Source organism: Kitasatospora sp. NPDC032121, from assembly GCF_055580145.1.
Genome location: NZ_JBVILX010000002.1, coordinates 132,592 through 151,502 on the forward strand (window position 1 = coordinate 132,592; position 18,911 = coordinate 151,502).

An 18,911-nucleotide genomic window follows, 5' to 3' on the forward strand; every position below is an offset into this window, starting at 1 on the left:
GGGGGAGCTGGGGGAGGCCAGACACCGGGGGGGAGAGGACGGGGGCTTTGCGGGGACCCAGGCCCCCCTTCTCGAACGAAGGGGGGGTCGGGGGGGGGGGGGGGTCCCCCCCCCCCCCCCCCCACCACCCGGCCTCCGGCCGGGACGACCGCGGCCGGCGCCGGACGACAGGCGACGAAGAGAGGTGCGATCGATGCCGGTCCGCTCGGACCCCCACCCGGTGGTGGAGCGCTTCGCCCGGGTGCGTGCGGCCGCGGCGGCCCGTTACGGGCCCGACTCGCAGGCCGTCACCTTCCTGCTGTACGAGGAACTGATCTCGATGCGGACGCTGCTCGCCGGGGAGCCCGGCTGTGGCCCCGCGCGAGACCGGATCGACGAACTGGTCCCCGACATCCAGAGCCGGTACGACACGGCCGGGGCCGTCGAGCCGGCGCAGGTGTTCCACCGGACGGTGTCCGTGGACCCGACGGTGATCGAGTTCGACCGCGGCTTCTTCGAGCTGCGGTACCGGCGCGCCCTGCGGGACCTGGGCCGGCGGGCCGTTCGGCTCCGGGACCGCGACCAGGCGCTCGCGCTGCTCACCACCGGGGCCTGCTACCTCTACGCGGTCGACGACGAGGGTGACCTGTGGGTGTGGCCGCAGCCCCACCGGCTCGCGGACGTGATGTTCGGCTGGGCGCCGGGCCGACCCGCCGAGGGGCCCCGCGCCGTGCACCCCATGCTCGTCCCCGACCGGCTCAGGGTCAGGGCTGCCGGCGAACTGGTGGTGGTGGGGTCACCGGAACGCGTCTTCGTCACCGCCAACCTGAAGTCCGGACACTTCCGGCCGCCGCGCGCGTGCGCTGCGGAGATCCGCCGGGCCGCGACGAGCGCCCTGGAGCTGACCAGTCCCGTCGACGTCGACGTGTTCACCATGCCGCAACCGACGGTCACCACGACCTGTTGAAAGCCGACGGTCACCCCGACCTGTTGAAAGGTGAGTCAACCGATGGAGACGGCACCGGCGGCCACGCCCCTCCGCGACGACGACATCCACATCGGCGTGGAGCACGAGTGCAAGTGGCAGCTCCCGCCGGCCGCCACGGCGGATCCGGCGGCCTTCGTCGAGGCGACGGTGTTCGCCGAGCTCGTCGACGCGGCCGCCGAGCCGCAGGACCACCTGCAGTCGGCGCTGTACCTCGACGACGCCTCCGGCAGCCTCGCCCGCGCCGGCCACTCCCTGAGCATCGTCGTCAACAGCGGTGCCCCGTCCGGGACCTGTGTCGTCGTCCTCAAGCAGACGATCCACCGCCGGGGCTGGCGCGACGGCCTCGAAGTGCGCCAGCGCGTACCGCACCGGGAGGTCGGCTCCCGCATCCAGGACGGCTCGGTGCTGCCCGTCGTCCATGCGAGGGGGCTCGGCCTGGTCGCCGGGGCCCTGCGGCCGGCCGGTGTCGCCGTCCAGCGGAGGTACAAGTGGCACGGGCGCACCGCCGACGGCACGGAGGTCTGCTGCAGCCTGGACCACGTCGAGTTCGGCGACCCGGCGACCCCCCGCGCCGAGCGCCGCAGCTACGACTGCGTCGAGATCGAGGTCAACTCCTCGCTCCCGGCCGTGCTGGCCGGCCTGGACCGGCTGGCCCACCGGCTGGACGTACGGCTCGGCGTGCCCCGGGACCTCACCAGCAAGTCCCAGCGCGCCTGGGAGGCCGAGCGGAACGGCCGGGCCGGTGGGTAGTGCCGCCCGCCCCGCGCGGCTGGGCGGCGCCTTCCTGCTGATCTGGTCCGGGCGGTCGCTGTCGCTGCTGGGCGGCTACGTCCAGTACCTGGCGCTCCCGCTGTGGATCCGGCAGGTCTCCGGGTCCACCGTCGCCGGGCTGCTCGCCCTCGGGATGAACTTCGTGCCCCAGGTCGTCTGCGCGCCCTTCGCGGGCGTGCTCGCCGACCGGTTCGACCGCCGCCGCCTGGTGATCGCCGTCGACCTCGCCGCCTTCGCGGTGGCGGCTTCGCTGGCCCTGAGCGTCGACCCGCACCGGCTGGGCTGGGTCTACCCGCACCTCGCCGTGCTCCAGGTGCTCTCGGCGCTGAGCGTCCCCGCGTTCATGAGCATGCTCCCCGACGTGGTGCCCGGCGGTCGTCTGCTCGCCGCGAACTCCCTGCTCAACGCGTCGGCCGGAGCGGCCGTGACCGTCGGACCGCTGCTCGGCACCGCGCTGCTGGCGCACTCCTCGATCACCGTGGTCGTGTGGATCAACGCGCTGTCCTACCTGGTGGCGGCCGGGTGCATGCTGCCGAGGACACCCGGCGCCGCCCACGCCGACGCGCCCGCGCACGGTCGGGTCCGCGAGCAGCTGTGGCAGGGCCTGACCGCGGTCCGCACCGACCCGGTGCTCCGGTCGACCGTGGCCGCCGAGGCGCCCTGGAACCTGTGCTTCGGGGCGGCGAGCGAGCTGGTCCTGATGCACTTCGGCGCGTCCGCGCTCGAACACGCCCCCGGGCTGTTCGGGCTCGGCGCCGGTCTGGGCAGCCTCTCGGTGACCCTGGTGCTCGCCCGGGTCCGCCGCGACGTGCCGGCCGCGTCCCTGTTCACGGTCGCGGTGCTCGGCACCGCTCCGGTGGCCCTCGCGGTGGCCTGGCTCGCGGCCGGCGGCGACACCTGGCGCGTGGTGCTCGCCGGACTGCTCCTGGGCGTGCACGCGTACCTGATCGTGATCGGGCCGACCATGCACTGCCAGCAGCGTCCGGACCGGCGGTTCCGGGGGCGGGTCACCGCCGTCCGCCGCGCCTGGAAGGCGGTGTGGCAGCTCGCCGGCATCGGCGCCGCGGCGCTGCTGACCCAGTGGGTACCGGTGCTGGCGGTGGTGGCCGGCGGCGGTGTCCTGGCGACCGCGGCCGCGACCCCGTGGGCGTGGCGGGCGCTGCGGGCCTACCGCCCGCAGCGGCCGGCGGCCACGGCCGCGCCGGTGCCGGCGCCGACCGGGGGAGGCGCCCGGTGACCGCCGTCCCGCCGGGCACGGCCACCGTCGTCCGCGCCGGTGACCCGGCCGCCCCCCGCCCCGGCGGCTCGGTCCTGGTGGACCTCCCGGCCGGGCACCTCGACGACCCGCCGGGCCGGGCGGGCCTGGCCGCGCTGCTCGCCGCCGTGCTGGACGAACCGCGGTGCGGCGGCGCCGCGGCGCGCGCCGCCGTCGAGGGCTGGCGCACCCGGCACCGACTGGACGACCACAGCTCGTCGTTCGCGTACTGGTCGCACCGGCCCGCCGCTCTGGCCTCGGTCGTCGACGACCTGCGGCGCACCCGGCTGCCCGCCGGAGCCGCGGGGGAAGAGCTCCTCGCGCGACTCCGGGCGCGCGTGGTGGCGGCGGCCGAGGGGCACGGTGCGCCCCTGCTGGTCCTGGTCAGGCGTCAGCTGGAACGGGCCTCCTGGGGAGCCCTCCCGCACGACCGGATCACCACCCGGGACACCGTGGCCGAGGTGACGCCCGCCGAGTTGGCCCGGTCGGTCGACCTGCTGGTGGACCGGGCGCGGGTGCACGACGCCACCACGGCGCCGGAGCGCGACGGCGGGGCGCCGCAAGGGGCGGTGCGGGGAGCGGCACGCCGCGCCGACGGCGACGCACGCTCGTGGCACGGTGGACTCGACACCGACGTGCGGGCCGACAGCGACGCGCGGGTCGCCGTCCGCCTCCCCGTGCAGGACCCGCCGCCCGGGGTCCTCGAACTCCTGGTGGAGGTGCTGGGCAACGGCACGGACGGCCGGCTCCACCACGCGCTGCGCCACCACAACCACCTGGCCTACGGGTTCACCGCCGCCTGCTCGCGGCAGCACGGCCGCGCCTCGATCGACGCCACCGCCACGGTGGCACCACAGCACGCCGCGGCGGCGGTGCGCGTGCTGGTGGCGACCCTGCGCCGGCTGGCGGAAGGCGTCGGCCCCGAGGAGACGGCCGCGGCGCGGTGGAGGTACCGGGCCGGGCTGCTCGCCGAAGTCGACGGCCCGTTCGGTCCCGCCGACGAACTCCGCCGGCGCGTGCTCGGTCGATCCTGCACCGGCGAGCGGCTGGCGGCGGTGGCGGACCTCGACGTCCTGCCCGGGCCGTCCTTCGCCCCGCTCCCCCCGGCGGTCGCGGCGGTCGGCCCCTTCGACGAGCGACACCGACGGCAACTCGCCGCAGCGTACGAGGAGATCCGGTGAACGACACGGAAGCGGTCCCCGCGGCACGGGGCACCGTCCTCGACTCCGGCGGGCTCCACGTCGAGTGGGAGGCCCTGCCGTGGGCCCACTCGGTCGGCGCCGCCCTCGTGGTGGGCTGCGGCTCCCGCGACGACCCGGCGGGCCGCGAGGGCACCGCCCACCTGGCCGAACACCTCCAGGTGCTGGCCGACCCGGCCGCCGGCGCCGGGGGCGTCCCCCTGGACGCCGTGACCGGCGTCGACCGGACCACGTTCCGGGGCACCGGCGACCCGGACGACGCGGGACGGCTGGTTCGCCGCCTCCTCGACATCGCTTCCGGGCGCGGGCCCCGCACCGCCCCGGACGTCTTCGAGGGCGAACGGAACGCCGTGCTCCTGGAGACCCGCCGCATGGACCACCGGCCCATGCTGCGGCTCGGGCCGGCGCTCGCCGCCGCGGCGGCCGACGAACCGGGTCTGGACGCCGTCGGCCGCACCACCACGCGGTCCGTCGGCCGGATCACTCCGGCCGACGTGCGCGGAGTGGTCGAGCGGGGGTACCCGGGCGCCGGCGCCCGGCTCTTCCTGGCCGGTCCGCCCCGCGCCGCCGACGGCGTACGGGCGGCCCTCGACCGCCACCGACCGGCCTGCGCGCCTCCCCGGGGATCCGGCGGCGACACCACCGCGCCGCGCCGCCCGGCGGAACCCGGCGGGCACCTCCCGCTCCACGGTCTCGACGGCCTGGTGGCCGTCACGCTGCTGCGCCCGCGCGACACCCCGTCACTCACCCTCGACGCCCTTCTGCACCCCCGGGGGCCGGTCGTGGGCCACCCGGCCGAGGACGGCCCGCGACCGATCGGCCGCACCGTCGTCGAAGGCCGGTCCGAGCGCGTCGACATGGTCGTCTGGCGCGCCGAGGACATCGCCGTCCCGCTCGAACGACGCCTGGCACGGCTGGTCGCGGGCGACTGGCGGGCGCCCCTGGCGGCGCTCACCGGGCGGCTGCGCGACGCCCGCGCGGCCGCCCGGCACTGGCAGCTGGCCACGCCCCTCGGCCGGGTCGGCGACGCGGCCGACCGGTACGCCCTCCCGGGGCGTCCGTGCGGCCCGCGGCGGATCGCCCTGTGGCGGGTCACCGGCGGAACCCCCGAGTGCCTGGCCCGCCACCCACTCCCCTGACCTCATCGGACACCTCGTCCCCAGCCGTATCGGAGCAACCCATGGAGTTCCCCAGCACCTTCGACGCCCGCGGGCTGCGACTGCGCCCCTACCGGGACTCGGACGTACCGGTCCTGGTGGCCAACGGCAACGACCCCGAGACCCTGCGCTTCATGTCCGGCACCCCGGGCGTCATCACCACCGGGACGATGCGCTCCTGGGTCGGCGCGTCGGCGGAGCGGGCCCGGCAGAACCCCGACCGGCTCGGTTACGCCGTCGCCGACCCGGCCGACGACGCCCTGCTGGCCGGTGCCGTCGTCCACGTCACCCGCCGCCGCTCCAGCGCCGAACTGGGCTTCTGGGTCGCCCCGACCGCCCGCGGCCGCGGCGTGGCGACGGCGCTCACCCGGGCGCTGACCGACCTGTGCTTCGCCCACGGCCTGCAGCGGGCCGAGATGTTCATCAGGGGGGAGAACGTCCGCAGCCAGCGGGTGGCGCTGGCCGCCGGCTTCCGGCGGGAGGGGGAACTCCGCGGCGTCCTGCCGGGCGCCGGCACCGAGCGGCACGACGCCGGTCTCTGGTCCCGGCTGCCGGCCGACGGCGACACCCGCACCCCGCGGCTGCTGCCGGACCTTCCGGAGGGCGGGCTGACCGACGCGGTGGTCACCCTGCGACCGGTCGGCCCGGACGATGCCGCCGCCGTCGCCGCGCTGCGGGGCCACGCCGGAGGTCCGGGCACGCCGCCGGACCGGGACGACCTCGCCCGGCACTGCGCCCACGCGCCGGCCCGTTGGCTGGCCGGCGAGTGCGCGGAGGTGCTCGTGGTGGGCGCAACGGGCGAGGTGGCGGCCGAACTGACGCTGGAGTACCAGGATCCCGGGGCCGGCCGCGCCGAACTGCGGGCTGCCCTCGCCCCGGGTGAGACGGCTCCGGAGCTCGCGGCGCGGGGCGTCGGGCTGCTGGCGCGCTGGGCGTTCGGCGTCGGCATCGAGCTGTTGGCCGCCAACGAGGCACCCCATCACACCCGGCTGCAGGGTGTCCTCACCCGGGCCGGGTTCCGCCGTCAGGTACTCCTCGCCGCCCGGCCGGACACGGGTGCGTTCCCGCCGCCCGGTGCCGATGCCCCGCGACCGGTCGCGCTCCGGGGCTGAGGCCCCCTCGTGCGGCGGTCATCCGTTCCCCGGCCCGCGCCGGGGGCCTCAGGGAGCGGTGGCCAGCTCGGTCGGCGCCCCGTCCGGCAACCCCCGGGCGGCGGCGCGGAAGCCTGCCTGGAACCGGCTCTCGGCACCCAACTCCTCCATGATGTCGGCGATGTGACGGCGGGCGGTCCGCAGCGACATGCCCAGACGGCGGGCCACCGCTTCGTCCTTCAGGCCGGCGGCGAGCAGCCGGACGATCGTCTCGTCGATCTCCCGGGAGACCCATTCCAGCTGTCGGCCGACGGCCGTGGTGAACGGCGTGGCCCGCTCCCAGGTCTGCTCGAAGATCTCGCACAGATAGGCCACGATGGACGGCTCGCGGATCACGACCGCCCCCCAACTGCCGTCCTGGGCCGGAATGAAGGCCATCTCGCGGTCGAAGACGATCAGGCGGCCGAACAGCTCGTGCGCCGTGCGGTACTCACCGCCCAGCGCGGCGGCCGCGGCGACGTACGCCTGGCTGGGGCCGTTGAAGCGGGCGGTGTGGTGGTAGAGGGTGCGGAGCCGGATGCCGCGTTCCAGCATCGCCCGGTCACGGACCAGCGCCTCCTCCATCGCCTCGGAGGCCCGGGAGCCCCCGCCCGGCTGGCTGGTCAGGACCTCCGTGCGGCAGTGCTCCGACGCCTGGTTGAGGGCGTCGCGCACGAGCTGGACGTTCGCCAGGACCTCCACCGCCCCAGAACGCGAGCAGTGCCGGTCATAGGACGGCGCGAACCGGTTCAACTCCCGCTGGATGTCGACCAGTTGCCGCTGACGCTCGCGGATCTGCGCCTCCATGGGCGCGGTGAGCCGGGCCGAGGCCGTCCCGGGTGCCACCGCGGAGATCCCGGACGGCCCGTCCGGACTGCCCTGGAGCAGTCGGACCCGCAGCAGGCGGGCGATGCCGGCGGCGGCGCTCTCCCGGCTGATCCCGGTGGCCGCGGCGATCGCGGCCGTATCGGCGCTCCCGTGCTCCAGCACCCAGCCGTAGACGGCTATGTCGGAGTCCTGCAGTTCCTGGACGTCGTCCAGGATGTCGTTCGGTCCCAATGGCCTTGCCCCCCACCGGTCTGCCGGGCCCTTCGGAGAGCCGTACGGTTCACTCGATCAGCCTAGGCACCGGGGGGCGCGCGGCACGTAGGCGCGCCGGGCGGGCCGCCGCTGGTCAGGGCCCGGACGCCCGCGGTGGATCCGGGGCGAACCACCGCCGGCGGGCCGCCGTCCCGCCCGGCACGGACTCCTCGCGAACGGGCCGCACCCGGCGGCGCCTCCTCTGTCACGAAGAGTCCCTTATGCGGCCTGGCGTCTTGCTGCCAGGTGGTTTCCTGACGGGGCGTTCGTCCTCGCACGGTGCCGGGGACGAGGCAGTCTGGTGCTCGTCCGCAACCAGCGGCCCCGGCCGACAGGTCCGGGAGAGAACAGGAGAACCACCATGGCGCGATCGCCCCTGCCCGTCCGACTCGCAGTGGCCGCCGGACTGCTCGTCCTCTGCGCGGCCGCCCCGGCCGCCGCGGCGACGCCGGGCCAGGGCACGGTCTCCTCCACCGCCCGGGCGACCGCCGTCGAGAGCCACGCCCACGAGGTCCAGCAGGGCTCGACCGACCCCGAGTGCCCCTGGTGCGAGGACACCTCCTGGGGCGGCTGACCCGGCCAGGCTCCGACCGTTCGCCCGCGTCCGCCCGATCCGACCCCAGGAGACCGCAATGGTCCACGTCACCGACTCGCCGCACGCCTTCACACCCCGGGAGCAGCAGGTGCTGGTCCTCCTGTCGGGAGGGGAGACCTATCGGGGCATCGCCCGCCGACTGGGCATAAGCGAGCACACCGTCGACACGTACCTGCGGCACCTGCGGACGAAGACCGGGACGGCCAACCGCACCCAGCTGGCCGTGCTCGCCGCACAGCTGGGCTACCGGCCGGAGCCGGCCGCGGTCGGGCCCCGCCGATCCGCGCCGCTCCGGCCCCGGGCCTGAGCGCCGTCCCGGTCACGGGCGCCGCGCCCGGACCGCGCCGCACCGGACCGGACCAAACCGGACCGGACCGGACCGGACCGAACGGCAGCGGGCTGCGGCGGCGGCGCTACGGGTGCGGGCGGGTGCGCTGAGCGGGGAGGGACGGGGCCGAGGTGTGGCGGGCGAGTTCGGCGAGGGTGTGGAAGAGGACGTCACCGAGCAGGACCGGGTCGCGCGAGGCGTCGGGGGCCCGCGGGTCGTGGGCGTCGGGGCGGGCGGTCGGGGGCGGCTGGTCGCGGAGCTGGCGTGTGGGCATGGCTCTTCCTGCCGACGGGGTGGCCGTGGGCAGTCATGCCCGCCGTGGCCGGACGGGCACCCGGGGGCGGGCGGATCGGCCGGAAACGGCGCATGAAGGGCTTGATCACGGTCGGGGCGGGCGGCGGCCGCGGGCACGGGCCGGTGACCCGTCCGCGCCGATGGGCGAAGATGGACCGGTGACCGCACCCCGTACCGCACCCCGCCTCATCGCCACCGACCTGGACGGCACCCTGCTCTGCGCCGGTGGCACCGTCACCGACCGCACCGCCGCGGCCCTGGCGGCGGCCGAGGCGGCCGGGGTGCAGGTGGTGTTCGTGACCGGGCGGCCGCCGCGCTGGATGCAGCAGGTGAGCCCGCACATCGGCGGCCACGGGGTGGCGATCTGCTCGAACGGCGGCGCGGTGGTGGACGTGCGGCGCGGCGAGCTGCTGGAGACCTTCCCGCTGCCGGTGGAGACCACCCTGGCGGTGGTCGAGGCGCTGCGGGCCAAGCTGCCGGGCACCGCGTTCGCCTTCGAGTACCCGGGCGGCTGGGCCCGCGAGGCCGGGTACGCGGTGCCGATGTGGGGCGACCAGCTGGAGCTCGAGGTCGGGACGGCGGAGGAGCTGCTGGGGGCCGGCGGGCCGGTCCGGGGCCTGTTCAAGCTGCTGGCCAAGCACCCGGACCTCGAGCCGGACAAGTTCCTCGCCGAGGCCAGGGACGCGGCCGGGCACCTGGCCGAGATCACCCGCTCCGCGGCGATCCCGCTGCTGGAGATCAGCGCGCCCGGCGTCACCAAGGCCAGCACGCTGGCCCGCTGGTGCGCCGGGCGCGGGATCGACCGGAGCGAGGTGGTGGCCTTCGGCGACATGCCGAACGACCTGGAGATGCTGGCCTGGGCCGGCACCGCGTACGCCGTTGCCAACGCGCACCCGCAGGTGCTGGCGGCGGTGCCGCTGCACACCGTGAGCAACGAGCAGGACGGCGTCGCGGCGGTGCTGGAGCAGCTCCTCGGCCTGTAGGAACCGCCCCGGCCGAAGCACCCCGGCCGAAGCACCCCGGCCAAAGCGCCCCGGCCGAACCGGCCTAGCCGAAGCGGCCGTTGACGTAGTCCGAGGTCCGCTGGTCGGCCGGGCTGCCGAAGATCTGCCCGGTCGGCCCGGCCTCGACGATCCGCCCCGGGGTGTCGTGGCTGGCCAGGAAGAACGCGCAGGTCTGCGAGACGCGCTGGGCCTGCTGCATGTTGTGGGTGACGATCACGATGGTGAGCCGCCCGCGCAGCTCCGCGATGGTCTCCTCGACCCGTCGGGTGGAGGTCGGGTCGAGCGCGGAGCACGGCTCGTCCATCAGCAGGATGTCCGGCGAGACGGCCAACGACCGTGCGATGCACAGGCGTTGCTGCTGGCCGCCGGAGAGCGCCCCGCCCGGGGTGTGCAGCCGGGTGGACACCTCGTCCCAGAGCCCGGCCCGGCGCAGGCTGGTCTCCACCAGGTGCCGGCGCTCCTCCTTGGACACCTTGATCCCGGCCAGCTTGAGCCCGCTGGAGACGTTGTCCTGGATGGACATCGCCGGGAACGGGTTGGGCCGCTGGAACACCATGCCGATCCGGCGCCGCACCTCGGCGGGCCGGCGGCCGGGCCGGTAGACGTCGTCGCCCTCCAGCAGCACCTCGCCGGAGAGGGCGGCGCCGCGCACCATCTCGTGCATCCGGTTGAGGATCCGCAGGTAGGTGGACTTGCCGCAGCCGGACGGGCCGATCAGCGCGGTGACCTCGCCGGCCGGCATCGCCAGCGAGACCCGCTCCAGCACCTTACGGCTGCCGAACCAGGCGGAGACGTCCCTGGTCTCCAGCCCGGCGAGCGGCTCCCCGTCGGCGTGGGCGCCGGGGTGGGCCCCGGAGTGGGCACCGGCGTGCTCCCGGCCGGCGTACGGGGCGGGGGCGACCGGGGGGAAGGTGATGGTGTCGGCGACCGGGTCGGTCGCCTGGGTGTCGGTCAGTGGTGCGTCGGTCATCGGAACGGTCCTCCGGGCGCGCGTCAGTAGAGGTTGGGCAGCAGGGCGGCGGCGTTCTCGTAGACCGCCCAGAGCAGCGCGCCGACCACCGGCGCGAAGCTCAGGTACGCGGCCGAGCGCCGCCAGTACCGGGCCAGCACCAGGGCGCCGGCCAGCGCGCCGAGCAGGCCGAGCGACCACAGCTGGAGCGTGGCCAGCGCGCCCTTGTCCGCGGCCAGCGCCTTGTCGTACGGGACGGTCGCGGGCCGGCCGCCGGGGTTCTGCTGCGGGTCGCCGTCCAGCCGGGCGCCGATCAGCACGGTGGAGCCGGGGATCCAGTCGGAGTCGCCGGTGACCAGCACCAGCCGGTTGCGGGCCTGGTCGACGACCGGGTGGTCGCCGTCGCCGTACGCGTTGACGGTGTAGGTGAACTTGCCCTGGCCGGTGGTGGCTTCGATCTTGTCGCCGACCCGCAGCCTGGACAGCTCGGCGAACGGTGCGCCGAAGGTGGCGCCGCGGCCGAAGACCACGGCGACCCCGCGCTGGCCGGGCAGCGCGGTGTCCCGGCGGTGGCCGGGGCCGCGCATCAGGTCCCGGCCGGTGGTGCCCTCGACCACCACGGCCTGGTGCAGGCCGATCGCCGGGATGTCCAGCAGCGCCACCGGGGCGCCGTCGGCGGCCGCGCCGGTCGGGGCGACCGCCCGGGCCAGCTGGTCGCGGAAGGTCTTGTACGCGGCGGCCTGGTAGTGGTTCTCCTGGATGTGCGACAGCGTGAACAGGTACCCGACGAAGCCGAGCACCAGCGCGGCGGCCAGGCTGACCGCCCAGGCGCCCTGGAGGAACCGCCGCCGCCTCGGGGAGACGGCGGTCCGGGCCGGGGCGACGGTCCCGGCGGGAGCGGCGGGCGCGGCGGGCACGGCCGGCCGCGCCGGGGTGCCCTGCTCGGCCGCCGCCTTCTCCAGCACCGGGGCCGTCACGAGGTACCGCCCGAGCCGTTGCGGCGGCGCAGCAGCCGGCGGCCGAGCAGCGGCGGAACGAGCACCACGGCGAGCAGTTCCAGCGCGGTGAGAGAGGTCAGCATCCAGTCCTCGGGCTTGCCGCTGACCTCGACCACGGTGGCCGCCACCTCGGTGGCGGAGCCGCCGCGGCCGCGGGCGACCACCTGGCCGGTCTGCGGGTCGACCACGTCCCCGGTGCCGTCGCCGGCGCCCGGCGCGTTCGGGTCACCGCCGGCCGCGCCGCCGGCGGCGTTCGGGTCGCCGGCACCGCCGGCCGCGTTCGGGTCACCGGCGCCGCCGGCCCCGGCTCCGCCCGTGCCGCCCCCGGCACCACCGGACCCGCCGGTGCCGCCGGTGCCGCCGGAACCGCCCGCCGCACCACCGGTGCCGCCGGCCGCGCCGCCGGAGCCGCCCGCGCCCGAACCGGTCTTGACCGGCTGGCCGTTCTGCACGGTGCAGTCGATCGGGGCGCCGGCCTTGTCGCAGGGGCTCGGCATCGGGGCGTTCTTGAGGACGGTCAGCTCGCCGGCCGAGTTGAAGGTCGGGTTGGCGCAGTTGGAGAGGGTGTCCGGGTCGACCGGGCTGGCGTTGCCGGGGATGGACCTGGTCTGCAGCAGACCGCCCTTGACCAGGCCGCGCGGGATCGGCGAGTAGCCCAGGTCGTCCGCCTTGCCCTGGCCGTCGCAGAGCACGTAGGCGAGGAAGCGGCTGAGCGCGGAGCCCTTGTCGTTGTTGAAGCGCGGCGGCGGGGGCGCCGAGGCTCCGGCGCGCGGCACGATCAGGTAGCTGTAGCTGGAGATCGGGTAGGCGCGCGGGTCGTTCATGGTGTAGACGCCGTCGAGGTTCTGCTGCAGGTAGTTCGGGTCGTTCGCCGGGGTGCCGTCGTCCACGCCGCGGATCCTGGCGGCGGTGAGCGCGACGGCGACGTTGGAGGCGGTCGGCAGCGAGTAGTAGCCGGCCGCGTTGAGCACCTTCACGACCGGCCAGTTGCTGCGCTTGGCGAAGGCGTACTCGTCGTAGCCGATGGTGCCGACGTTGCCCGGGGACTTGATGTAGCCGGCCACCACGTCGGAGCCGTTCTGCGCGACCATCCGGCCGGACGGCGGGAAGAACTCGGTGTAGTCGCCGCAGCTCACCCCGTTGACGGAGGAGCAGTAGGCGTCCCACTGGTCCTTGTGGGTGTGCTCCATCCAGCGGGTGAACTGCGCGGTGGCGCCGGAGCCGTCGGAGCGGATCACCGGGGTGATCGGCAGGCTGGGCAGCGCCTTGCCGTAGTCGTCGGTGACCTTCGGGTCGTTCCAGTTGGTGATCTTGCCGGTGAAGATGTCCACGATGGTCTGCGGGGAGAGCCGCAGGTCGCGGACCTGCTTGCCGCCGACCACCAGGTTGTACATGAAGGTGGTGCCGCCCGCGGTGATCGGCACGTAGGAGTAGCCGTAGACCGGGTTCTCCCGGTCACCGCCGCCGTTGGCGTGGCCGGCCTGCCCGAGGCCGGTGTCCGGCGAGGAGCGGAACGGCACGTCGGAGGCCGTGAAGTCGTCCTGCCCGATCGCCCACTGGGTGCGGCCGGCGGCCGAGCCGACCGGGTTGAAGTTGATCTGGATGCCCTGCGGGGAGACGTCCTGCCGCCACTGGTCGATGGCAGGGCCGGCCCAGCTGGAGCCGTCCGCGCTCAGCGAGACGGAGGCCGCGGCTGCCGGGGTCTGCCCCAGCAGCGGGGAGGCGGCGGCGAGCATCAGGGACATCGTCCCCGCCAGCAGCCGGGCCACGGAGCGACTGAGGCCCCTGGACATGTGAACTCCTCTGGTACGGAGGGTGGTTGGTCTGGTCATCACTGCCGTTCCCGCGGCTGGAGGGCGTACGGGCGGGCGACGGCGCCCAGGGCGGCCGCCTCCGTGCGGCGGGCCTCCCGGCTGATCCGGCGCTTCTGGGCCCGGGTCAGCTGCCCGGGCCGGCGGCCGCCGAGCACGCGGGCGGTCACGAAGAGGATCAGCACGACGCCCATCAGGGTCAGGCCGGCCGCGAAGCCGCGCGCGATCATGGCGTCGTACGGCTGCTTGACGTAGTTCCAGATGTAGAGCGGCAGCGAGACCTGGTGGCCCTCGAAGGGGTTGCCGTTGAACTGCGAGGTGAAGCCGGAGGTGAGCAGCACCGGCGAGGTCTCGCCGACGCCGCGCGCCATGCCGAGGACCACCGCGGTCACCAGACCGGGCCGGGCGGTGGGCAGCACCACGTTCCACACCGTGCGCCACTGGCTGCCGCCGAGCGCGTACGAGGCCTCGCGCAGGGTGCCGGGCACCAGGCGGATGACCACCTCGGCGGCCCGGGTGACGATCGGCATCATCATGACCGTGAGCGCGAGCGAGGCGGCGAAACCGCTCTTCTCGAAGCCGAAGGTGATGATCACGACGCCGAGGATGAACAGGCCGGCCACGATGGACGGCAGCGCCGTCATCGCCTCGACCAGGGTGCGCACCGGGCGGGCCATCCGGCCGCCGACCTCGGACATGAAGACGGCCGCCGCGATGCCCAGCGGAACGGCGAACAGCGTTGCCAGGCCGAGCTGTTCGAGCGAACCGACGATCGCGTTGAGCGCGCCGCCGGAGGTCAGCCCGTCGAGCGGGCCGGTGTGCTCCATCGACTCGGTGAAGAAGTTGAGGTGCTGGGCCGCCTCCCAGCCGCGGCCGGCGACGTAGCCGATCTGGTCGGCGATCAGCGCGACCACCAGCAGCCCGGAGCTCCAGGCGACCACGGAGACCAGCCGGTCCCGCACCATCATCGGGTGCCACTGGAGCCGGCCGAGCAGGTAGTAGCCGGCCAGGAAGAGCAGGTACCAGCAGATCAGGAAGCCGAAGGCCCCGCTGAACGGCAGCACCCGCTCGTACAGCACCCAGTCCAGCGCGAGCGAGCCGGCCGTCGCGCCCGCCACGGTGAGGACGTCGTCGCGGGTGACGCCGCCGATCCGGAGCTTCTTCTCGGGGCCCGGGGCCCCGGTCGCGGCGGCCTCCGCGGGCGCGGGCTCACCGGCGGGCCCGGGCACCGCGACCGGGGGCAGGTCGAGCGTGGTCATCGGTTGGTCCCTTCACGGTTCGGGTGGCGGCGTGCCCTGCGGGCGGCTCCGGGGTCCGTCATGCTCAGTCCGCCGTCGAGGCGCCGGAGCGCGAGCGGTTGATGACGACCCCGGCCAGCACGTTGACCAGCAGGGTGAGCGCGAACAGCACCAGACCCGCGGCCATCAGCGCGGAGAGCGACAGCGCGTCCGACTCGCCGAAGCGCAGCGCGATCAGCGCGGAGATCGAGTTGGCGCCGTTCTCCAGGATGTGGGTGATGGCCTTGAAGCTCGGCGAGATGATCAGCGCGACGGCGATGGTCTCGCCCATCGCCCGGCCGAAGCCCAGCATCACCGCACCGATGACGCCGCCCTTGCCGAAGGGCAGCACCACGGTGCGGACCATTCCCCAGCGGGTGGAGCCGAGCGCGTACGCGCCCTCCCGCTCGCCCTGCGGGGCCTGGGAGAAGACCTCCCGGCTGAGCGAGGTGACGATCGGGATGATCATCAGGGAGACCACCACGCCGGCGATGAAGGTCGAGGAGGTGTACGAGGTGCCGATGTCACCGATCCGCACCTTGAGGAAGGGGATGTACTCCCCCAGGTGGTTGGCCATCCAGCGGACGAACCCGATGATCCGCGGCTGGAGGAAGAACAGGCCCCACAGGCCGTAGACGATGCTGGGGATCGCCGCCATCAGGTCGACCAGCGAGATCAGCGCGGCCCGCAGGCGCACCGGCGCGTACTCGGAGATGAAGATCGCGGTGCCGAGGGCCACCGGGACGGCGATGACCAGCGCGATCACCGCGATCAGCAGGCCGTTGGGCAGGACGGCGGCGATGCCGAAGTTGTGGGCGGCGGTCTGCCACTTCTGCTCGGTCAGGAAGGACCAGCCGACCGCGCGCAGCGCGTCGGTGCCGCGGAGGATCAGGAAGAAGGCGATCAGCCCCATGATCGCGAAGACCGAGAGGCCGGCCAGCCGCAGCACGCCGCGGAACACCCGGTCGCCGGGGGTCGCGGGGGCGGTGATGGCGCGGGGGGTGTCCTGGTCGGGCCCGTGCTCGGGTCGGCCTGGCGACCCGGCGTACGGTGCCGCAGGCTCGGCGGCGGATGTCATGTGTGCTCTCCGTACTCGGGAACGGGCGTGCGCGGTGAGGGGTCCGGGCGTGCTCGGTGAGGGTCCGGGGCGCTGCCTCGGTGGTCGGGGAAGCGCTCGGCAGGGCCGGAAAACGGCGGCCCCGCCGAACGCGGTTTCCTACTTGCGGCGCAGCCGCGACCACTGGGTACGGGCGCCGGCCAGGGCCTTCGCCCCGGCCGGGGTGCCGCCGAGGAACAGCGCGGCCGGTCCGCCGACCAGCAGCACCAGGCCGGCGATCAGCGCGACGGGCAGCAGCAGCCGGGCGGTGCCGGGGCGGTCGGGCACCGGGGTGCCGACGGGGGCCGCGGCGATCGCGTTGCCGGAGGGGGCGGCGGTCGCGCCGGGCTTGCCGCCGGCCGCGCCGGGAGCCGCGCCGCCGGCCGCACCGGTGCCGGTGGTGCCCGCCGCACCGGTGCCGGTCGAGCCGCCGGTGGAACCGAAGCCGGTGCCACCGGAGTTGCCGTCCGCGGAGGTGCCGCCGGTGCCGGAGGTGCTCACCGGGCTGCTGCCCTCGCCCGTGCCGGAGCCCGAGCCGCCGTTGCCGCTCTCCGGGGTGCCCGGCTCGGGCTTCCCGGCCGGTGGGGCGGTCTGGTTGCCGGGCAGCTTGCCGTCCTGGGCCTCGACGTGCTGCACGGCCTGCTCGGCCTGCTGCCGCTGGGCGTTGTTCAGCGCGAGGAAGCCCTGGGCCAGCCGGCCGGGCGCGATGCCGTAGGTCTGTCCCGTGGTGGTGACGGTCTTGAGGAACCGGGCGATCACGGCCGCCTTCGCGGCGGGGACGCCGCCGGTCGGGACCATCGCGTACTGGACGTAGCTCAGCGGGTACGCCCGCTGGTCACGGGTGAACGCGGTGTCGGGCGTGCCGTACGGCAGCTGCTGGACCCCGGTCGTGGGGTCCGTCGGCATGTCGGCGACGGCCGCCTGGAAGCCGGCCGTGGAGGGCGTCACGTAGGAGCCGGCCGGGTTGAGCAGCGCGGCCTCGGGCAGCGAGAACGCCTTGGCCTGGGCCGTGTCCATGATGGCGAGCATCATGCGCTGGCCGGGTTGCTGCACGGCGCAGGCGTCGTGGCCGCCGTTGGCGTTGAAGGTCGGCAGCTGGCAGTTCGGCCGGTTCTGCACCTGGTTGCGGGCGACCCGGGAGAGGCCCTCGGTGGAGGGCACCCACTCGTACTGCTTCCAGTGCGCCGTGTCCGCGCCCTCCTGCGGCGTGCTCGACCCGGACTGGTCCTGCGGCTGGAAGGCCTCGGACGGGTAGCCGGTGAACCTGGGCTTCAGGTAGAAGCTGTCGACGTGCATGCCCCACTGGTCCGGCTCGCCGTCGAGGAACCGGGCGGCGTCCGGGTCGGCCGCGACCCACGAGGTCAGCAGGTAGGTGAAGTCGGTCGTGCCGCCGGGGACGCCGGGGAAGATCGTCAGGGCGCCGCCGCAGTTGGTGGGCCAGTGGACCCCGTTCTCGGCCGTCTCCGGGTTCAGCTGCTTGAACTCGGGGTCGGTGAAGAGGCAGACCGGGTTGCCGTCCACGGAGGCGATGTCGGCACCGGGCGACGCGTAGGACTGGGTCAGCAGCTTGGCGACCAGCCGCGCGTTCAGCCGCATGTCCCTGATCTGCCGGCCGTTGGTCGGGTCGTCGACCAGGAACGTGACGGAGATGCCGGTCGTCGCCAGCGGGGCGTAGACGTAGGGGCGCGGCGGCGGTGACGTGTCCGACCGTGCCGTCAGCGCCACGTCGGTGCTGGCGGCGCCGCTCAGGAAGGCCGCCCTGGCCTGCGGCTCACCGCCGGCCGGGATGTAGCCCACGGTCATCGGGGACTCGCCCAGGCACAGGCCCGAACGCCACTGCTGCATCGCCCGGTTGGCCATTTCGAGGCCCGCGACACCGAAGTCCTGGGCGCTCGCGACGCAGGAGTCCGGGGTGGGCGCGAAGGAGAGCGGGACCACCGTGCGGTGGAGCCAGGCGCACTGCTCGCTGGTGCGGTTCTTGGTCTTCGAGTTGATCCGGCCGGGCTTCATGACGCCGTCGGAGGCGGCGTTGTAGAACCGGTCCCGGTCCATCCGGTGGTCGTTGCAGTCCGCCTTGCCGCCCCGGATGTTGTACAGGTCCGTCGGGTCGCCGCCGTAGTTCGGCTCGACCACGATCGAGCAGGGGTGGGTGGCGTCGCAGCCGAGCGACGGGCTCTCCTTGGAGCTCCACACCTCGATGGCCGCGGTTCCGGACCCGTCCGGTCCGGTCGGCGCCAGCACCATGTTGGTGGGGAAGTCCGGCGTCTCGGTGTGCACGGGCCGGGCCGGCTGCTCGAAGCCCAGGCCGCGGTCACCGCCGTAGAGGGTGCTGCCGTAGCAGTCCGTCACGGCGGGGTCGAGTCCGCGGCACTGGTAGACCCGCACCGTGTACAGGTTGAAGGTCGAGTTCACGGGCGTGCTCGTCACCGGACCACCGGTCTGGGTGACGCTCGGCGTGAAGCCGCTCCAGGAGACCTGGAGGACCTGGTTGGTCAGGTTGGTCGTCTGGGAGACCGTCACACTGCCCTCGTCGCCGTACGTCCCGCCGGCCGGGATCCAGACCTTCGGACCGGTCACGGTCGTCGAGGAGTCGGCGTGAGCCTGCGGCGCCGCGCCCAACCCGATCGGAATGACGGCGAGCGCCGCCACCACCGCCTTGGCGAGGGCCAGGGCCGGCAGTCGACGGCGCCACCTTCCCCGACCTCTTCGGTCGGGTACGCGGGTTCTCATGCGGGGCCTCCGGGAGATGCGGGCCGCCGAGGGAGGCGGCGCGAGGGCGTCGGATCGCGCTGGGGACGGACGATTCCGTGCGTACTATTCGGCCAGCCGGACATGGCGGGATCCGGTCGGCCAGGTGTACGAGACCACAACGCGGCGACTCCGTACCGGAGTTGGAAGATCCGCATGCGGGCGGGGGGGGGGGGGGGGGGGGGGGCGAGGGGGGGGGGGGGGGGGGGGGGGGGGGGGGGGGGGGGGGGGGGGGGGGGGGGGCAGAGAAGA

At 74.9% G+C, this 18,911-nt stretch carries 17 protein-coding genes; 9 read left to right on the top strand and 8 right to left on the bottom strand.

The window, feature by feature from the left end:
- Nucleotides 1-193 precede the first annotated feature (193 nt).
- The 6 genes from ACZ5OX_RS06450 to ACZ5OX_RS06475 are packed head-to-tail and all read left to right on the top strand — an operon-like array spanning nucleotide 194 to nucleotide 6,461.
- Complete coding sequence (locus ACZ5OX_RS06450) at nucleotides 194-946, top strand: hypothetical protein (protein WP_465628996.1); 753 nt, start codon at nucleotides 194-196, stop codon at nucleotides 944-946.
- A gap of 42 nt (nucleotides 947-988) precedes the next feature.
- Entirely contained in the window at nucleotides 989-1,717 is a 729-nt protein-coding gene (locus ACZ5OX_RS06455; protein ID WP_465628997.1) for a CYTH domain-containing protein, read from the top strand.
- On the top strand, nucleotides 1,710-2,975 hold the full coding sequence (locus ACZ5OX_RS06460) for an MFS transporter (protein WP_465628998.1): 1,266 nt from the start codon (nucleotides 1,710-1,712) through the stop codon (nucleotides 2,973-2,975). The genes ACZ5OX_RS06455 and ACZ5OX_RS06460 overlap by 8 nt, the downstream gene beginning before the upstream one ends.
- Nucleotides 2,972-4,174 (top strand): insulinase family protein, encoded by a 1,203-nt coding sequence (locus ACZ5OX_RS06465; protein WP_465628999.1) that lies wholly within the window; start codon nucleotides 2,972-2,974, stop codon nucleotides 4,172-4,174. The genes ACZ5OX_RS06460 and ACZ5OX_RS06465 overlap by 4 nt, the downstream gene beginning before the upstream one ends.
- Nucleotides 4,171-5,331, top strand: coding sequence for an insulinase family protein (locus ACZ5OX_RS06470; RefSeq protein WP_465629000.1), 1,161 nt, complete (start codon nucleotides 4,171-4,173; stop codon nucleotides 5,329-5,331). Before ACZ5OX_RS06465 ends, ACZ5OX_RS06470 begins: the two co-directional genes overlap by 4 nt.
- Nucleotides 5,332-5,372: 41 nt before the next feature.
- Entirely contained in the window at nucleotides 5,373-6,461 is a 1,089-nt protein-coding gene (locus ACZ5OX_RS06475; RefSeq protein WP_465629001.1) for a GNAT family N-acetyltransferase, read from the top strand.
- 48 nt (nucleotides 6,462-6,509) lie between these two features.
- Here the strand turns inward: ACZ5OX_RS06475 and ACZ5OX_RS06480 are convergent, their stop codons facing one another.
- A complete protein-coding gene (locus ACZ5OX_RS06480; protein ID WP_465629002.1) occupies nucleotides 6,510-7,538 on the bottom strand; it encodes a helix-turn-helix transcriptional regulator in 1,029 nt (342 codons plus the stop codon).
- A 382-nt stretch (nucleotides 7,539-7,920) separates the two neighbouring features.
- Between ACZ5OX_RS06480 and ACZ5OX_RS06485 the strand changes: the two genes are divergently transcribed.
- Nucleotides 7,921-8,133: a hypothetical protein gene (locus tag ACZ5OX_RS06485; protein WP_392881594.1), complete on the top strand. Its 213-nt coding sequence runs from the start codon at nucleotides 7,921-7,923 to the stop codon at nucleotides 8,131-8,133.
- Nucleotides 8,134-8,191: 58 nt separating this feature from the next.
- Complete coding sequence (locus tag ACZ5OX_RS06490; RefSeq protein WP_465629003.1) at nucleotides 8,192-8,461, top strand: response regulator transcription factor; 270 nt, start codon at nucleotides 8,192-8,194, stop codon at nucleotides 8,459-8,461.
- A 106-nt stretch (nucleotides 8,462-8,567) separates the two neighbouring features.
- Here ACZ5OX_RS06490 and ACZ5OX_RS06495 read toward each other — a convergent pair whose 3' ends face one another.
- Nucleotides 8,568-8,756: a hypothetical protein gene (locus ACZ5OX_RS06495; protein ID WP_465629004.1), complete on the bottom strand. Its 189-nt coding sequence runs from the start codon at nucleotides 8,754-8,756 to the stop codon at nucleotides 8,568-8,570.
- A gap of 160 nt (nucleotides 8,757-8,916) precedes the next feature.
- Here ACZ5OX_RS06495 and ACZ5OX_RS06500 point away from each other — a divergent pair, with 160 nt between their 5' ends.
- Nucleotides 8,917-9,759, top strand: a complete 843-nt coding sequence (locus ACZ5OX_RS06500) for an HAD family hydrolase (protein WP_465629005.1) — start codon at nucleotides 8,917-8,919, stop codon at nucleotides 9,757-9,759.
- A 64-nt stretch (nucleotides 9,760-9,823) separates the two neighbouring features.
- On the opposite strand, the gene ACZ5OX_RS06505 is transcribed toward ACZ5OX_RS06500, so the two are convergent.
- The 6 genes from ACZ5OX_RS06505 to ACZ5OX_RS06530 all read right to left on the bottom strand — a co-directional run bounded on the left by ACZ5OX_RS06505 (nucleotide 9,824) and on the right by ACZ5OX_RS06530 (nucleotide 18,641).
- Entirely contained in the window at nucleotides 9,824-10,750 is a 927-nt protein-coding gene (locus ACZ5OX_RS06505; RefSeq protein ID WP_465629006.1) for a phosphate ABC transporter ATP-binding protein, read from the bottom strand.
- A gap of 23 nt (nucleotides 10,751-10,773) precedes the next feature.
- On the bottom strand, nucleotides 10,774-11,706 hold the full coding sequence (locus ACZ5OX_RS06510; protein ID WP_465629007.1) for a sortase: 933 nt from the start codon (nucleotides 11,704-11,706) through the stop codon (nucleotides 10,774-10,776).
- Nucleotides 11,703-13,520 carry a substrate-binding domain-containing protein gene (locus tag ACZ5OX_RS06515; RefSeq protein ID WP_465629008.1) on the bottom strand — a complete coding sequence of 606 codons (1,818 nt, stop codon included), beginning with the start codon at nucleotides 13,518-13,520 and terminating at the stop codon, nucleotides 11,703-11,705. Before ACZ5OX_RS06515 ends, ACZ5OX_RS06510 begins: the two co-directional genes overlap by 4 nt.
- Nucleotides 13,521-13,558: 38 nt before the next feature.
- Entirely contained in the window at nucleotides 13,559-14,797 is a 1,239-nt protein-coding gene (pstA, locus tag ACZ5OX_RS06520) for a phosphate ABC transporter permease PstA (RefSeq protein WP_465629009.1), read from the bottom strand.
- A gap of 64 nt (nucleotides 14,798-14,861) precedes the next feature.
- On the bottom strand, nucleotides 14,862-15,893 hold the full coding sequence (gene pstC / locus ACZ5OX_RS06525) for a phosphate ABC transporter permease subunit PstC (protein WP_465629010.1): 1,032 nt from the start codon (nucleotides 15,891-15,893) through the stop codon (nucleotides 14,862-14,864).
- A gap of 138 nt (nucleotides 15,894-16,031) precedes the next feature.
- Nucleotides 16,032-18,641 carry a hypothetical protein gene (locus ACZ5OX_RS06530; RefSeq protein ID WP_465629011.1) on the bottom strand — a complete coding sequence of 870 codons (2,610 nt, stop codon included), beginning with the start codon at nucleotides 18,639-18,641 and terminating at the stop codon, nucleotides 16,032-16,034.
- Between the last annotated feature and the right edge of the window lie 270 nt (nucleotides 18,642-18,911).

Coding starts and splice junctions, on each gene's coding strand:
- pstA (WP_465629009.1), bottom strand. CDS start 14,797: ATGACCACGCTCGACCTGCCCCCGGTCGCGGTGCCCGGGCCCGCCGGT.
- ACZ5OX_RS06505 (WP_465629006.1), bottom strand. CDS start 10,750: ATGACCGACGCACCACTGACCGACACCCAGGCGACCGACCCGGTCGCC.
- ACZ5OX_RS06495 (WP_465629004.1), bottom strand. CDS start 8,756: ATGCCCACACGCCAGCTCCGCGACCAGCCGCCCCCGACCGCCCGCCCC.
- pstC (WP_465629010.1), bottom strand. CDS start 15,893: ATGACATCCGCCGCCGAGCCTGCGGCACCGTACGCCGGGTCGCCAGGC.
- ACZ5OX_RS06475 (WP_465629001.1), top strand. CDS start 5,373: ATGGAGTTCCCCAGCACCTTCGACGCCCGCGGGCTGCGACTGCGCCCC.
- ACZ5OX_RS06530 (WP_465629011.1), bottom strand. CDS start 18,641: ATGAGAACCCGCGTACCCGACCGAAGAGGTCGGGGAAGGTGGCGCCGT.
- ACZ5OX_RS06515 (WP_465629008.1), bottom strand. CDS start 13,520: ATGTCCAGGGGCCTCAGTCGCTCCGTGGCCCGGCTGCTGGCGGGGACG.
- ACZ5OX_RS06455 (WP_465628997.1), top strand. CDS start 989: ATGGAGACGGCACCGGCGGCCACGCCCCTCCGCGACGACGACATCCAC.
- ACZ5OX_RS06500 (WP_465629005.1), top strand. CDS start 8,917: ATGGGCGAAGATGGACCGGTGACCGCACCCCGTACCGCACCCCGCCTC.
- ACZ5OX_RS06450 (WP_465628996.1), top strand. CDS start 194: ATGCCGGTCCGCTCGGACCCCCACCCGGTGGTGGAGCGCTTCGCCCGG.
- ACZ5OX_RS06485 (WP_392881594.1), top strand. CDS start 7,921: ATGGCGCGATCGCCCCTGCCCGTCCGACTCGCAGTGGCCGCCGGACTG.
- ACZ5OX_RS06490 (WP_465629003.1), top strand. CDS start 8,192: ATGGTCCACGTCACCGACTCGCCGCACGCCTTCACACCCCGGGAGCAG.